The 15,545-nt window shown below is 41.2% G+C and carries 17 protein-coding genes and 3 tRNA genes; 7 read left to right on the plus strand and 13 right to left on the minus strand.

The window, feature by feature from the left end; genetic code table 11:
• Window positions 1-18: 18 nt before the first annotated feature.
• Genes O3602_RS05485 through O3602_RS05495 form a run of 3 tightly spaced genes read right to left on the minus strand, consistent with a single transcriptional unit; the run spans window position 19 to window position 2,382 of the window.
• Entirely contained in the window at window positions 19-912 is an 894-nt protein-coding gene (locus O3602_RS05485) for an RluA family pseudouridine synthase (protein ID WP_151379067.1), read from the minus strand.
• Window positions 909-1,727, minus strand: coding sequence for an NAD kinase (locus tag O3602_RS05490; RefSeq protein WP_303660007.1), 819 nt, complete (start codon window positions 1,725-1,727; stop codon window positions 909-911). The genes O3602_RS05485 and O3602_RS05490 overlap by 4 nt, the downstream gene beginning before the upstream one ends.
• Window positions 1,711-2,382 (minus strand): GTP pyrophosphokinase family protein, encoded by a 672-nt coding sequence (locus O3602_RS05495; protein WP_003011877.1) that lies wholly within the window; start codon window positions 2,380-2,382, stop codon window positions 1,711-1,713. The genes O3602_RS05490 and O3602_RS05495 overlap by 17 nt, the downstream gene beginning before the upstream one ends.
• A 95-nt stretch (window positions 2,383-2,477) precedes the next feature.
• Between O3602_RS05495 and O3602_RS05500 the strand changes: the two genes are divergently transcribed.
• From O3602_RS05500 to O3602_RS05525, 6 genes are all read left to right on the plus strand, one after another.
• The gene (locus O3602_RS05500) at window positions 2,478-3,035 is read left to right on the plus strand and encodes a CYTH domain-containing protein (protein WP_371611316.1); all 558 of its coding nucleotides are present in this window, start codon (window positions 2,478-2,480) and stop codon (window positions 3,033-3,035) included.
• Window positions 3,036-3,107: 72 nt separating this feature from the next.
• The gene (locus tag O3602_RS05505; protein WP_003007186.1) at window positions 3,108-4,064 is read left to right on the plus strand and encodes a ribose-phosphate diphosphokinase; all 957 of its coding nucleotides are present in this window, start codon (window positions 3,108-3,110) and stop codon (window positions 4,062-4,064) included.
• A gap of 9 nt (window positions 4,065-4,073) precedes the next feature.
• Window positions 4,074-5,186, plus strand: coding sequence for a cysteine desulfurase family protein (locus O3602_RS05510; protein ID WP_371611317.1), 1,113 nt, complete (start codon window positions 4,074-4,076; stop codon window positions 5,184-5,186).
• Between the two features lie 9 nt (window positions 5,187-5,195).
• Window positions 5,196-5,543, plus strand: a complete 348-nt coding sequence (locus O3602_RS05515; RefSeq protein WP_003003501.1) for a DUF1831 domain-containing protein — start codon at window positions 5,196-5,198, stop codon at window positions 5,541-5,543.
• A 1-nt stretch (window position 5,544) separates the two neighbouring features.
• Window positions 5,545-5,760, plus strand: a complete 216-nt coding sequence (locus O3602_RS05520) for a DUF4649 family protein (protein ID WP_003011989.1) — start codon at window positions 5,545-5,547, stop codon at window positions 5,758-5,760.
• Window positions 5,761-5,890: 130 nt separating this feature from the next.
• Window positions 5,891-6,538 carry a redox-sensing transcriptional repressor Rex gene (locus O3602_RS05525; RefSeq protein WP_003012279.1) on the plus strand — a complete coding sequence of 216 codons (648 nt, stop codon included), beginning with the start codon at window positions 5,891-5,893 and terminating at the stop codon, window positions 6,536-6,538.
• A gap of 52 nt (window positions 6,539-6,590) precedes the next feature.
• Here the strand turns inward: O3602_RS05525 and radC are convergent, their stop codons facing one another.
• The 4 genes from radC to gyrA form a co-directional block, all read right to left on the minus strand.
• A complete protein-coding gene (gene radC / locus O3602_RS05530) occupies window positions 6,591-7,274 on the minus strand; it encodes a DNA repair protein RadC (protein ID WP_003011667.1) in 684 nt (227 codons plus the stop codon).
• A 54-nt stretch (window positions 7,275-7,328) separates the two neighbouring features.
• Complete coding sequence (locus O3602_RS05535; protein ID WP_003003299.1) at window positions 7,329-7,607, minus strand: hypothetical protein; 279 nt, start codon at window positions 7,605-7,607, stop codon at window positions 7,329-7,331.
• 179 nt (window positions 7,608-7,786) lie between these two features.
• Window positions 7,787-8,530: a class A sortase gene (locus tag O3602_RS05540; RefSeq protein ID WP_003003401.1), complete on the minus strand. Its 744-nt coding sequence runs from the start codon at window positions 8,528-8,530 to the stop codon at window positions 7,787-7,789.
• A gap of 13 nt (window positions 8,531-8,543) precedes the next feature.
• A complete protein-coding gene (gene gyrA, locus O3602_RS05545; protein ID WP_371611319.1) occupies window positions 8,544-11,000 on the minus strand; it encodes a DNA gyrase subunit A in 2,457 nt (818 codons plus the stop codon).
• Window positions 11,001-11,199: 199 nt separating this feature from the next.
• On the opposite strand from gyrA, the gene O3602_RS05550 reads away from it, so the two are divergent.
• The gene (locus O3602_RS05550) at window positions 11,200-12,186 is read left to right on the plus strand and encodes an L-lactate dehydrogenase (protein WP_003011805.1); all 987 of its coding nucleotides are present in this window, start codon (window positions 11,200-11,202) and stop codon (window positions 12,184-12,186) included.
• Between the two features lie 93 nt (window positions 12,187-12,279).
• Here O3602_RS05550 and O3602_RS05555 read toward each other — a convergent pair.
• The 6 genes from O3602_RS05555 to O3602_RS05580 all read right to left on the minus strand — a co-directional run bounded on the left by O3602_RS05555 (window position 12,280) and on the right by O3602_RS05580 (window position 15,538).
• Window positions 12,280-12,351 (minus strand) — tRNA-Arg (locus O3602_RS05555).
• A gap of 76 nt (window positions 12,352-12,427) precedes the next feature.
• Window positions 12,428-13,627 carry a 30S ribosomal protein S1 gene (rpsA, locus tag O3602_RS05560; protein WP_003011990.1) on the minus strand — a complete coding sequence of 400 codons (1,200 nt, stop codon included), beginning with the start codon at window positions 13,625-13,627 and terminating at the stop codon, window positions 12,428-12,430.
• 168 nt (window positions 13,628-13,795) lie between these two features.
• Window positions 13,796-13,867: transfer RNA gene (locus tag O3602_RS05565), tRNA-Gln, on the minus strand.
• Between the two features lie 49 nt (window positions 13,868-13,916).
• A tRNA-Tyr gene (locus O3602_RS05570) sits at window positions 13,917-13,997 on the minus strand.
• A 52-nt stretch (window positions 13,998-14,049) separates the two neighbouring features.
• Entirely contained in the window at window positions 14,050-14,280 is a 231-nt protein-coding gene (locus O3602_RS05575; RefSeq protein WP_003003589.1) for a DUF2969 domain-containing protein, read from the minus strand.
• Between the two features lie 235 nt (window positions 14,281-14,515).
• Entirely contained in the window at window positions 14,516-15,538 is a 1,023-nt protein-coding gene (locus tag O3602_RS05580; RefSeq protein WP_003011844.1) for a branched-chain amino acid aminotransferase, read from the minus strand.
• Between the last annotated feature and the right edge of the window lie 7 nt (window positions 15,539-15,545).

Genomic DNA, 15,545 nt, shown 5'->3' on the forward strand with positions numbered 1-15,545 from the left:
TCTTACTCCTTTTAATAATTAATAACTTGTTTGAAGCTGTGTTAATACAGCTTGGAAATCTGGAGGTAGTGGACTTTCTATGACCAATTCTTCCTCTAGAAATGGATGATAATAGGATAGACGATGACAATGAAGGGCTTGGCGCTCAATGCCGTCTTCTAAACTGCCGCCATAGAGATCATCTCCCAAGAGCGGAAAACCAATATGGGAAAAATGAACGCGGATCTGATGGGTTCGACCTGTGTGTAACTGAATATCCACAAGGTGGATATCACCAAAAGATTGAACAACCTGGTAGCTTGTATGAGCATACTTGCCACCTTTAGCTACCTTTCGGGTGATAATTGAATCTTCATCACGCGCAATCGGAGCAATAATCTCTCCGACAGGATCAAGCTTCCCAGATCCCTTGACCAAGGCATAATAGCGTTTCTGAATCGTTTTAGACTGCAATTGCTTATCCAAGCGGGCATGGGCATAGCCATGTTTGGCAAAGAGCATGACGCCACTTGTATCCTTGTCCAAGCGAGTGACAATGTGAACCTGCTGGTTCTCGTAGCCTTGTTTCACATAATAGCCTTTTACAAAATTGGCTAAGGTATTGGAATGAATCGCACTTGGAATAGAAGCAATCCCAAAGGGTTTGTTTAAGATCAAAAAATGATCATCTTCAAACAAAATATCCAAAGATCGATCCATGGGTTTCAGAGTTTCGAACCCTTCTTCTGCTGGAATATCAATGACCAAGCGATCCCCAATATCCAATAAATAAATTGCATTCTCCGGACGTCCATTGACAAGGATCTGGCCACCACGAAACTTAATCTTTGCTAAGAGACCCTTAGAAACCTCATGCTTTTTCAGGAAGGTCTTGACCTTGACATGCTCATCGACAATGAATTCAAATCTCATTCTCTATCATCTCCGATAAAGGCATCCTTGACCCGATTCCAGAAACTGGTATGACTGGAGCTTGCCACAAAATTAATCTTATGGTTGTCAATCTGGTATTCTACCTTTGCAATATTGCGGTAAGAATAGGTTGAATTGTCGACAGAGATAATGTGGAAGCCAGGTCTCGTCGGTGTAATCTCGATCTTATCCTTTTTAGGGACAATGACAGAAGAACCCAAGGTACGATAGACACGGTTGTTGAGACTGGCGATCTCAGCAATCTGCAGCGCCTCAATAGTTGGGTGAAGGACTGCTCCTCCTAAGGATTTGTTGTAAGCCGTACTTCCTGTAGGAGTCGAAACGGTAATCCCGTCTCCTCTGAAGCGCTCAAAATCCACTCCATTAATCGTGAGATCGGCAACCATGGTCCGGTCGCTTCTCTTAATCGTCGCTTCGTTCAACGCTCTCATAGTACGGGTTTCCCCATTATCAAAAGTAATTTTAACATTCAAAATAGGGTAAGAAACCTTGGCACCTGTATCATATTTTAAATTCTCAACCAGCTTATCGATTTCACTGTCTAAGTAATCCGTATAAAATCCTAAGTGTCCAGTATGGACGCCGATGAAGCGCACGCGATCCAACTGCTGTTCATACTTGTGAAAGGCTGATAGCAACATCCCATCACCACCAATTGAAATCACAATATCCGGATGCTTCTCCGTCAAAATAAAATTATTTTTTCGAAGCTTATAGCGCAACTGCTGAAAAACCTCTTCACTTTGACGCTTGCGATTACGAATAATGGATACTTTTTTACCTGTAGTCTTCATCTGTGTCATCACTATTTCCAACGCCATCATTTAACTTACGATGAAGTGGATCAAACAGGGCTTGAGCCTCCTGAATCGCATCCCGAATTGCCCCCATCTCTTCATCCAAGAGATAGGCCAGGTTTGCTGTCGTCTCTAAGCGTTTTTTGATCTCGTCTGGAAAGTCTCCTTTATATTTATAATTAAGCGAGTGTTCAATGGTTGCCCAAAAATTCATGGACAAGGTCCGAATTTGAATCTCTGCTAAGATCGTTTCATTTCCATCAATGGTGTCAACCGGATACTCGACCACGACGTGGTAACTCCGGTAGCCACTTGATTTCTTGTGGCGGATGTAGTCTCGCTCTTGGACCACGCGCATATCCTGTCGTTGTCTCAGAACCTCTAGGATCTCTTCGACGTCATCCACAAACTGGACCATGATGCGAAGACCAGCAATATCTTGCATATCTTGAGCCAGATTTTCTTCAGAAATATTTCTTCGGACCATCTTTTCGCGGATGCTTTCAATCGGCTTGACCCTTCCTGTGACAAATTCGATTGGAGAATGCTTTTGTTGCTTACGATATTGCTTACGAATCCCACGCAGTTTGATTTTTAATTCCCCAACTGCTTGGATATACGGATCTAAGAAGTTTTCCCAATCAATTGCCATCTTACCACCTTGTAATCTGAACCATTTTTGTATACAATAAACACATCTCATATTATATCATGAATCGCTTTCGAAAAAAAGCAAAGGACTACAAAATGAACCATTTAGAAATTGAATACAAAACCTTGCTAGATAAGGAGGAATACCAATCCCTCCTTCCACTTTTTGCTGATACAGAATTGGTTGTCCAAACCAATCACTATATCGATACACCTGACCAGCTCATCCGTAAGGAAAAAATGGCCTTGCGGGTGCGTACTTTCACAGATCAGGCTGAATTGACTCTCAAGGTTCCTGAAGCAGTTGGCCATTTCGAGTACAATCAAGACCTCAGCCCAGAAGAAACCGAGGAGATCCTTCAACACCAACAGTTTCCTGACGGAGAAATCAAAAACCTCTTGATGTTAAAAGGAATCCCCGTTGAACAACTGGCTGTTTGGGGGAGCCTTACAACAGAACGATTCGAAATAGAAACAGCTGCAGGCCTAGTGGCACTGGACCGCAGTCTCTATCTAGACACTGAAGATTATGAGTTGGAAATCGAGGTTGAAACTGCTGAGCAGGAAGAAAATTTCCATCAGTTCATGACAGAGCATGGAATCGTCTACAAAGCAGCAAAAAATAAAATCGCTAGATTGGCGGAAAGATTGTAAAATAGCTGAAATTATCGCAAATTTTTGCTAAAATAGTGCTAAGATCAAAAATCTAAATGAGGTTGGAATCACATGTCAGATAAAAAAAATATGAAGCTCTTCTCTCTCAATTCAAATCCAGAGATTGCGCAAAAAATCGCGGATCACGCTGGGGTTCCGCTTGGGAAAATTTCATCCCGTCAATTCTCAGATGGTGAAATCCAAGTCAATATTGAGGAAAGTGTTCGTGGATATGATATTTATATCATTCAATCAACCAGTTTCCCTGTCAACAATCACTTGATGGAACTCTTAATTATGGTAGATGCTTGCCAACGGGCCAGCGCAAATACTGTCAATGTGGTTATGCCTTACTTCGGTTATGCCCGCCAAGACCGGACTGCTGCTCCTCGCGAACCAATCACAGCTAAGCTCGTCGCAAACATGTTGGTCAAAGCTGGGGTGGATCGCGTCGTCACACTGGATCTCCATGCAGTGCAAGTTCAAGGTTTCTTCGATATTGCCGTAGATAACCTCTTTACCATTCCACTTTTTGCAGAACACTACATTAATAAAGGTCTAACAGGGCCTGATGTCGTAGTCGTCAGTCCTAAAAACTCTGGTGTCAAACGGGCTCGTAGTTTAGCTGAATATCTTGATGCACCGATTGCGATCATTGATTACGAGCAAGATGATGCGAACCGTGATTATGGCTATATTATCGGGGATGTCAAAGATAAGAAAGCGATCTTGATTGACGATATCCTCAATACTGGTAAGACATTCTCAGAAGCTGCGAAAATCGTCGAACGCGAAGGAGCTACTGAAATTTATGCTGTTTCAAGCCATGGCTTATTTGTGAAAGGAGCTGTCGAGTTATTAGACCAAGCTCCGATCAAAGAAATCTTAGTAACCGATTCTGTTGCTCCAAATGGGCCAACACCAAAAAATATTAACTATCTGACAGCTAGCGAACTGATCGCTGAAGCTATTGTTCGCATTCAAGAAAGAAAACCTGTTAGTCCTCTATTTGCCTACCACAAGAAATAAGGTCTTAATGTGATATATTTTGATAATGCCGCAACAACTCCCCTTCTACCTGAAGTCATTGATAAAATGTCTGAAACCATGAAGACCACTTTTGGAAATCCATCGAGCCTCCATGCTCATGGACGGATGGCTAGTAAACTTCTCCGAGAATCTCGCGAACAGATTGCTCAGTCTCTCCATACTCTTCCAAATCGTATTTTCTTCACTTCAGGTGGATCAGAAAGTAATAATACCGTTATAAAAGGCTACTGCTTGAAACACCAAGCAGATGGCAAACACATCATTACTACCGCTTTGGAACACCATGCGGTTCTAGAACCCATCGAATATCTTGTAGAACGTTTCGGATTTGAAGTTACGATCGTCCAACCAAGAGATGGACGCATTCAGTCTAGTGATATCAAGGCTGCACTTAGACCGGATACTATTCTTGTCTCTACCATGTTTGCCAATAATGAGACAGGCGATCTGTTACCGATTAAAGAAATCGGAGAACTCTTAAAAGATCATCCAGCTGCCTTTCACGTTGATGCTGTCCAAGCAATTGGAAAGGTCCCTGTCTATCCCGAAGAGTTGGGAATTGATTTTCTCAGTGCTTCTGCCCACAAATTCCATGGCCCTAAGGGAGTCGGCTTCCTTTATGCGGCCGTCAAAGATTTTGATAATCTCTTACATGGTGGGGATCAGGAAAGTAAGATGAGAGCCAGCACGGAAAATCTCATTTCAATTGTCGGGATGGCAACCGCGCTTCAGCAAGCTACACTTCATCAAGAAGAAAATTTCAACCAGGTTCAAAAACTCGGCCAAGAACTAGTCAATGGTTTAGCAGCCTACGACTACTACGTAAATGCGAATGATGATCATCTTCCATTTGTTTGGAACCTTGGCTTTCCGGGTGTCCAAAATGATGTATTATTGATGCGACTCGATCTTGCTGGAATTTCTGTCTCTACAGGTTCTGCTTGTACCGCAGGTACCATTCAACCCAGCCATGTCCTTGAGGCGCTCTATGGAAAAAATAGCTCACGCCTAAAAGAATCCCTTCGAATTAGTTTTTCAGAACTCAATACCATAGAGGAGGTTCAAGACTTCCTCACAAAACTTAAAGAAATTTTATCATAGGAGAACAATATGACTTTTGAAACTAGTATCACATTGAAAGACTGCAAATATACCTATAGTCTTCACCCAAATATTAAAAAATATACCTTACGTGACAATACATTTGCTGTTACAAAAGTTGGAAATTACGAGTTGAATCGTTTGCTCGAAGCTGTTCCAAATAGCGGTGAAGGTTTCCTGCTTAAAATTATCTTCAACAAAGACCTCACTGGTTTTAAAATCAATATTACAGATAAGTCAGGTCTTCGCCTGGTTAATATCTTTAAAAATCCAGAAAATGACATTATCCAACAAAAATTCTATTTCTTAATGGATAGTCTCGTTGAAAGAGAAATTTTCAACAAAACAGAGGTTTAATATGGTAACCCTAACTTATATCGACGCGTACCAAGTAGAACGAACGACTACTTATTCCGACCTTGCAGCCTGCATCCTAGATTTTTCAGGCTGTGTAACCTTACCTGACTCTTACTCAATCGTTTCCATTGAATACAAGGGTGAAAAACTTCCCTATACGGGGCGTGTCGATGGACTCTATGCTTTTTTGAAAAAATTAGAACAAGCTAAAAACTAAGCTGATGATGATGGAACTCTCCCATCGCCATCAGCTTTTTAGTTAGACAAATATATTTTTGAAAAATCGGTCTACATAGTTGATTTTTTCACAATCTTCCTATACAATAAGAGGGAAAGGTTGTGATATTGTGAAACATGATAAAAATACTCCAATTCCACGCGCAACAGCAAAACGCTTATCGCTCTACTACCGCATTTTTAAACGCTTTAACTCTGAAAAAATAGAGCGCGCCAATTCCAAGCAAATTGCGGATGCAATTGGGATTGACTCTGCCACTGTTCGCCGAGATTTCTCTTATTTTGGTGAATTAGGAAGACGGGGATTTGGTTATGACGTAAAAAAACTGATGAACTTCTTTGCCGATCTTTTAAATGATAATGCCATTACCAATGTCGCTATTGTGGGGATCGGGAATATGGGAAGTGCACTCCTCAACTATCGCTTCCATGAACGCAATAAGATGAAAATTGTCATGGCGTTTGATCTAGATGATCACGAACTGATCAATACCAAAAGTAAGGACGGAATTCCCATTTACGGTATTTCCACTATTAAAGAAAAGCTCAAACAAGAAGGCATTCAAACAGCTATTCTAACTGTTCCAAGCGTCAAGGCTCAAGAAGTGGCTAGCCTTTTGGTAGACGCTGGGGTTAAAGGGATTCTCAGCTTCTCACCAGTGCATCTGACAGTTCCTAAAGATGTCGTCGTCCAATATGTCGACCTCACCAGTGAATTGCAAACACTCCTTTATTTCATGCGAAGAAACGAAGAATAAAGATTTATACTTTAACAACAAAAAGGTTGGAACCAGAGGATTCCAACCTTTTTTAAACTAAATAATCTGTTTCTTCTCGATAACTATAGTAATTTTCTTCAGATACAATCAAGTGATCCAATAGGGTTAAACCCATCACTTCACAGGCCTCTAAAACTCGATGCGTTACTTCATCATCATTTTTACTTGGAAATACGGCACCAGATGGATGATTATGAGCCAAAATGATGGAGGTTGCCATGTGCTTCAATGCATAATGCAGGATTTCACGTGGCTCCGCAATACTTCGATTCACTGTTCCAATAAAAATGGTCTGTTGATGAATAATTTCATTCTGCGTATTCAAATAAAGGGCAACCAGGTGCTCCTGTTTCTTATGGCCGATTTCCTGTTGAATTTTATGGGCCAATTTCTGACTACTCATGATTTGTTCAGAACTCATCAATTCGTCTTTATGAATCCTTCGTCCAAACTCAATCACAGCCTGAAGTTCGATGGCCTTCACCCGGCCAATACCAGAGATTTCCTGTAGCTCCTCTAGGGTTAATTGACTTAACTCCTTTAAACTATTAACCGAACTCAAAAGACCTTGTGCAATCTCATAAACGCTTTTTTGCTTATTGCCTGTCCGCAAGAGAATGGATAACAATTCCTGATGACTCAGCTTATCTACACCTTCAGAAACCAAGCGTTCCCTAGGAAGCAAAGACGGTTCAATAAATGATATGTCGTACATAATTTCCTCCTCACTTATTAATTCGTAATAAGTAGAGAAAACGACGACCTTTCATTATTTGCAGGCAATTTCTTGCTTCAAATCATCTAACACTAAGACTTCATCTTTATTAAAACGGATCTGATAACCTGTTTGAACTTGTTCAAGCTCCTTTAAAAACTGTTGAATTTCACAGCGAATCAGGTACTCCTGACTCTGAGGAATGGCCTCTAAAGCTTGGTAGACCTGCTCTACTTCGTAGATTCCTTTCGTAATTAATCCATTTCGTGGAAAATCATTTACTAAGAGATTATAGAAATGATGCAAGAGATGATAAATTCGCTCTTTTGTCACTATCCTACCTCCTTATCATACTCTTTCTCCTCTATTATATACTGAATTTCACTCAATATTATGACAAGTTCCTTACATTATATTACCAATCTCTTACAATTTTACAAGAATTCTTCCCATTTTCTCCTAGATTCCTACACAGAAAAAGCCCCGGCATCTCTGCCTCGGGCTTTATTTTCTTAAAGTTGCATTTGATTATAAGACTTGCTGAATGAATTCAGGATGTCTTTTGGAGCCTTGTCATAGTCAACAGAGGTTTCCAAATTCCCTTTTACAATCGTACGGTAAGTCGCTGCAGCATCCTCACAAGTCACCAAGGTGATTTCATTGACACCTTCACGATCTTGAATGACATCTACACGGTCTGGAGTCACTGTCTCAACTGACGAGATAACATAAGTATAGATTTTTTCTTTATCCGTGATGTAGATCTTCATACCAGCCTTGGCTTTCTCTAATGGTGAGAACAACATGGCATTTGCACCAGTTAGGCCAAATACATGGTGACTAGCGAGAGAATAATTACCTTGCCCCATGACTTGATTTTCCTTCATGGTCCCTGCCCCATAGTAGAGGGCTACGTTTTCTAGTCCCTTAAAAATCGGAAGATTCATGTTCAATTCAGGAATCGAAATTCCCCCAATCACAGGAAGTTTCTGAGCCTTCCATTGGGCATTGATCACAGCTTCCGTCGAGAGTGACTTAACATGTTGGAAATCAAAGCTCGTTTTCACTTTTTTATTCTTATCAATGGTGTTTTTATCGACCTTGCTAACCTGGTATTGGTTGGTATGCCAAACCATAATCATATTTCTGATCGGAGCATTAAAAATTAAGAGAAGCGAGAGAATAATCAAAAGTGTTGCAACGATGTTGATAAGAGTATTGCGTAAACTCTTTTTCTTTTTTCTTCTGCGTGACATACTGTCCCCTTATCTATTCGTTTTCTTCCACTACTTCTTCATCTTTATCATCAGGCTGGACTGTTGTAAAGGTCACAATTTTCGCATCCTGATCCAGTCTCATAACTTTCACACCCTGAGTTGAACGACCCGTTTGAGAGATATTCCCAACATTTGTGCGAATCATGACTCCTGTATCGGTAATAATCATCAGATCTTCATCCCCTTTAACAGTTAAAAGACCAGCTAACGGACCATTTTTCTCTGTAATATTGGCTGTCTTGATTCCTTTACCACCACGGCCTTTGGTTGGGTATTCGCTAGCCATTGTACGCTTACCATATCCTTTTTCAGTGATGATCAATACTTCATCTTGATCCGTAACGACACTAGCCCCAACAACCTTGTCTCCTTCACGGAGATTCACACCACGTACACCTGTGGCAGAACGTCCCATATTCCGGACTACAGCCTCATTAAAGCGGACAGAATAACCATACTTGGTACCGATAATAACGTCAGTATTGCCGTCTGTAAGGAAGACATTAATCAATTCATCCTCTTCGCGCAGATTCAGCGCTTTCAGACCGTTCTGACGAATATTTGAAAATTCAGCTACATTGGTCCGCTTGACCAAACCTTTTCGCGTCGTAAAGAAGAGATAGGCTTCGTCACTGCGGTCTTGCTCCACATTAATAATGGTTTGAATCGATTCACCTTCGTCCAATTTTAAGAGATTGACGATTGGTAATCCTTTAGCTGTCCGACCATATTCTGGAATCTCATAACCTTTCAGACGATAGACACGTCCCTTATTGGTAAAGAAGAGCAAATGATCATGGGTGCTCGTAGATACCAGTTCACGAACAAAGTCATCATCTTTGACACCAGTTCCTTGAACCCCTCGTCCACCACGTTTTTGAGCCGTAAATTCCGCTTGGTCCAGACGTTTGATGTAGCCTTTATTCGAAAGGGTGATCAAGACATCTGTTTCTTCAATCAAGTCCTCATCTTCAAGAGAAAGGACTTCTCCGATCATCAACTCAGTTCGGCGAGCATCACCAAACTTGCGTTTGACTTCTTCCAATTCTTCTTTGATGATGGTAGCTACACGTTCTGGTTTAGACAAAATGTCAGCCAAATCAGCAATCAGGGCAACCAAATCATCATATTCACTTTGGATCTTGTCTCGTTCCAAACCGGTCAAACGACGAAGACGCATGTCCAAAATGGCTTGACTTTGACGTTCAGAAAGTTTGAACTTCGCCATCAATTCAGCCTGTGCTTCAGCGTCTGTCCGGCTATTGCGGATGATTCGGATCACTTCATCTATGTGATCCAAGGCAATCAGCAAACCTTCTAAAATATGGGCACGTGCTTCCGCTTTTTCTTTATCAAAGATAGTCCGGCGAGTTACCACTTCTGTTTGGTGCTCGATATAAGCACCTAAAATTTGACGAAGAGAAAGGATCTTTGGAACGCCATTTTGAATCGCCAACATATTGAAACCAAAATTGGTTTGCATTTGTGTCATCTTAAAGAGGTTATTCAAAATAACGTTAGCCGAAGCATCCCGGCGGACCTCAATGACAAATCGAACCCCTTCACGGTTTGACTCATCTCGTACAGCTGTAATCCCTTCGATTCGTTTTTCTTGCACCAATCGAACGATATGTTCGTGAACCTTGGTTTTATTGACCATATAAGGGAACTCGGTAACAACAATCCGTTCACGGCCACTCTTGGTCACTTCAATCTCTGTACGAGAGCGAAGGACGATCGATCCTTTTCCTGTTTCATAGGCTTTGTGGATACCTGATTTCCCCATGACCAAAGCACCTGTCGGAAAATCTGGACCGGGAAGAACTTCCATAAGTTCACGGGTCGTTACCTCAGGATTATCCATCATCAACTTCACCGCGTCAATGGTTTCTCCCAAATTGTGAGGAGGAATATTGGTTGCCATCCCAACTGCAATTCCTGTAGCACCATTAACCAGAAGGTTAGGGAAACGTGCAGGTAAGACCAAAGGTTCTCGCTCGCTGGCATCATAGTTATCAGCAAAATCAACTGTATTTTTGTTAATATCCCGCAACATTTCAAGAGCAATCTTACTCATACGGGCTTCAGTATACCGTTGTGCAGCGGCACCATCACCGTCCATAGAACCAAAGTTTCCATGACCGTCCACTAACATGTAGCGATAACTCCACCATTGCGCCATCCGAACCATGGCTTCATAAATAGAGGAATCTCCGTGTGGGTGGTATTTACCCATAACATCCCCTGTGATACGGGCTGACTTCTTATGTGGTTTATCTGGCGTAACACCTAATTCATTCATTCCGTACAAAATACGACGGTGAACAGGTTTCAAACCATCACGAACATCAGGGAGGGCACGAGCAACGATGACACTCATGGCATAATCGATAAAACTCGTCTTCATTTCTGATGTTAAATTCACATCAATTAGATTCTTATCCTGCATTCAAAAAATGCCTCTCTTTACTTAATTCACCATACTATTATAACACATTTTAGCCTATTTTTCTTCTTAGGAACACAAATGTAAAAACGTTTACATCAAAGGATTTATACTGTTTCAGATGACAAAGACTTTCAAAAGTGGTAGAATGAAGACGTATGAGAATCTATCTCAAAAAAATATGAAGGAGACGTTTAGACTCATGACTTTGACTAAACAACACAAAAAAGTTATCCTTGTCGGTGACGGTGCTGTAGGTTCATCTTACGCTTTTGCACTTGTTAACCAAGGAATTGCACAAGAGCTTGGAATTATCGAAATTCCACAATTGCACGAAAAAGCTGTCGGAGATGCGCTTGACCTTAGCCACGCCCTTGCCTTCACTTCACCTAAGAAGATCTATGCGGCTGAGTATGCTGACTGTGCGGACGCTGACCTTGTTGTAATTACTGCAGGTGCTCCTCAAAAACCAGGTGAAACTCGTCTTGATCTTGTTGGTAAAAACCTTGCGATCAATAAATCAATCGTAACACAAGTTGTTGAATCAGGATTTAACGGAATCTTCCTCGTAGCTGCTAACCCAGTTGACGTGTTGACATACTCTACATGGAAATTCTCTGGATTCCCTAAAGAACGCGTTATCGGTTCAGGTACTTCACTTGACTCAGCTCGTTTCCGTCAAGCTTTGGCTGAAAAATTGGATGTGGACGCTCGTTCAGTACACGCCTACATCATGGGTGAACACGGTGACTCAGAATTCGCTGTATGGTCACACGCTAACATCGCTGGTGTAAACCTTGAAGAATTCCTTAAAGACACTCAAAATGTTAAAGAAACTGAATTGATTGAATTGTTCGAAGGCGTTCGTGATGCTGCTTACACCATCATCAACAAAAAAGGTGCTACATACTACGGTATCGCTGTTGCCCTTGCTCGTATCACTAAGGCTATTCTTGATGATGAAAATGCGGTTCTTCCACTTTCAGTATTCCAAGAAGGTCAATACGGAATCAAAGACGTCTTCATCGGTCAACCAGCTGTTGTTGGAGCACACGGTATTGTACGTCCAGTAAACATTCCATTGAATGATGCAGAACTTCAAAAAATGCACGCTTCTGCTAAAGAATTGAAAGCAATTATTGATGAAGCATGGAAAAACCCTGAATTCCAAGAAGCATCAAAAAACTAATCTGATTAGAAAAGACTCTCAAATTTGAGAGTCTTTTTTTGAGCTATGAACTTAAGATAAAAAGGCTGAGAGACTTCTCAACCTTTCCTTCTATCCACCCTGAGGGAATCGAACCCCCATCTCAAGAACCGGAATCTTACGTGATATCCATTACACTAAGGGTGGCAACTGTTATAGTATATCAAATTCTCAAGGTTTTTACAAGTAAAAAAAGCTTACCCACAGGTAAGCTTTTTGCATATTACAATTCGATATCGCCAAACAAGTCAGCCATTGAGAATCCAGTTTGAGTTTCTGGAAGATCAAAGTCGCGTTTTTCTTGTTTTGGACGACGTGGGCGAGATTGACGTTTTTCTTGTTTTTCGCCTTCTTCTTGAGCTGGACGTTCTTCAAGAGCTTTGATAGAAAGTGATACACGCTCATCAGCAGCATTTACTTCAAGAACTTTAACAGTTACTTCTTGTCCAACTTTAAGAACATCTTTTGGATTTTCAACACGTTTGTGTGAAATTTGTGAGATGTGTACAAGTCCGTCGATACCTGGCAATACTTCAACGAATGCACCGAAGTCAGTCAAACGTTTAACAGTTCCTTCGATAACATCACCAGCAGCCAATTTTTGTTCAACGCCATCCCAAGGTCCAGGTGTTGTAGCTTTCAATGAAAGTGATACACGACCTTCTTCTTCGTTCAAGTCAAGAACTTTCACTTGGATTTCTTCACCAACAGTTACAACTGATTTAGGTGATACGTTGCGTTCGTGTGACAATTCTGTCAAGTGAACCAATCCATCAACACCACCAAGGTCGATGAAAGCACCGAAGCTTGTGATACGTGCAACTTTACCAGTTACAACATCACCAACGTTCAATTTACCAAATACTTCTGCGCGTGCTGCAGCTGATTCAGCTTCAACAACTTCACGACGTGAAAGGATAAAGCGGTTTTCTTTTGGATCTACTTCTTTAATTTTAGCATCAAATTCTTGACCTACGAAACGTTCAGTGTTACGTACAAAACGAGTATCAAGCATTGAAGCTGGAATAAATCCACGAAGTCCTTCAAATTCTACTGAAAGTCCGCCTTTAACAGCGCGAGTTCCTTTAACAGTAACAACTTCTTCTTCACGTCCGACCAATTTGTCCCATGCTTTGCGAGCTTCCAAACGTTTTTTAGATACAAGGTAAGTTACTGTATCAGTATCTTTACCAACTACTTGACGAAGAACAAGCAATTCAAGTGTTTCACCTGGTTTTACCAAGTCATTGATGTCAGCATCACGATCGTTTGTCAATTCGCGAAGAGTCAAAACACCTTCGACACCAGTTCCAGAGATTGCAACGTTAGCTTGGTTCGCGTCAACTGTCAATACTTCAGCAGTAACAACGTCACCTGGTTCAACTTGGCTAACACTGTTTAGCAAATCTTCAAATTCATTCATCTAAAAAATCCTCCAACAATCAAGTTTTCTAAAACTTGACATACTTATAATTATTTTTCCTAAGCAAGCACTCGCAACGAAATCAAAATGATCTACAACGACTTCTTCATATAAAGAAATAAAATACCTGAGTAGATATTTTACCACCTTATCTGATATTACCTAGAACTGGGGTAGCTGGATTCGAACCAACGCATGAGGGAGTCAAAGTCCCTTGCCTTACCGCTTGGCTATACCCCAAAAAGAGCGCTGACATTAGTCACTTTATCATCGTCAAAATGAACGCTAATGGAGAGAGAGGGATTCGAACCCCCGAACCCGAAGGAGCGGATTTACAGTCCGCCGCGTTTAGCCTCTTCGCTATCTCTCCATATAAATCAACAGGATCTATTATACCATTGATTTATTTTGATTGCAAGCCCTTATTTATTCAAATTATAATTTTCTATTAAAATTTCAACAGCTTTTTCAAGTTTTTTGTAAAGAGAATCCACATTTCCATTTTTGATAATGGCAAACTGACCTGCCATGTCTGCAATTTCCCCAATCGTTTTCTTTCCAATGGACAAAGTGAATCCATCAAAAGTGTCTTTTCCGACGGTTACTTTACTATCAACGATTTGAATCTCAATTTTCTTATCTTTTTTACTCATTTCAACCCTCTTTTCACTTTTTCTATTTTACAAAAATTCTCTTGATGACGCAAGAGAAAAGGGAGTGGGCAGAAAGAATTTAGTTCGAAATTCCTTCTTTATCCCACCCCCGCAAGAGTCATTCGGCACTCTTTTGAGCCTAAAAGCGAATGAAGAGACACATTAGCTACTGCGTTCTTTCGTTAAGACTCGTTCTCATTGAAGTCTTGACACTTTTGTCTCAGACGCTTTCGGTTTAATCGACTTTGACAATCCATCCTTCTGGCGCTTCGACATCACCAAATTGGATACCGGTCAACTCGTCATAAAGCTTCCGTGTGACAGGACCTACTTCTGTTTCAGAATAGAAGACATGGAAGTCATCCCCGTGTTGAACACCTCCGATTGGAGAGATCACAGCTGCGGTACCACAAGCTCCTGCTTCTACAAAGCGATCCAAGTCATTGATAAAGACATCCCCTTCAATTGGTGTCATACCAAGACGGTGTTCCGCAAGGTAAAGCAAAGAGTACTTGGTGATCGATGGCAAGATAGAAGGACTCAATGGTGTCACAAATTCGTTACTAGCAGTAATACCAAAAAAGTTTGCAGAACCTACTTCTTCAATCTTGGTGTGCGTCGCTGGATCAAGGTAAATCACGTCAGAGAAGTTACGATCATGCGCAATCTTACCTGGCAACATACTAGCTGCATAGTTCCCACCAACTTTTGCAGCCCCTGTACCATTTGGTGCAGCACGGTCATACTCATCTTGAATCAAGAAGTTCGTTGGAACCAAACCACCTTTAAAGTAGTTACCGACAGGCATTGCAAAGATGGTAAAGATATACTCATCTGCAGGTTTTACACCAATAATATCTCCAACACCGATCAACAGAGGACGAAGGTAAAGGGTAGCTCCTGTACCATATGGTGGAACATACTCTTCATTGGCTTTCACCACTGCCTTACAAGCATCCACAAACATATCTGTAGGAACTTGAGGCATCAGCAACCGATCAGCCGTGCGTTGCAAACGTTTAGCGTTTTGATCTGGACGGAACAATTGGACGCTTCCATCTTTTGTACGGTAAGCTTTCAACCCTTCAAAGGCTTGCTGACCGTAATGCAAACTTGGAGAAGATTCGGACAAATGCAAGGTCGCATCTTCTGTCAATTCTCCTTTTTCCCAAGCTCCATTGCGATAATGTGCCAAATAGCGATAGGGTAATTTCATATATGAAAAGCCAAGGTTTTCCCAATCAAGTGATACTGTCATGATAGTG

This window comes from Streptococcus sp. 27098_8_186 (assembly GCF_041432055.1).
Lineage (GTDB): Bacteria > Bacillota > Bacilli > Lactobacillales > Streptococcaceae > Streptococcus > Streptococcus dentalis.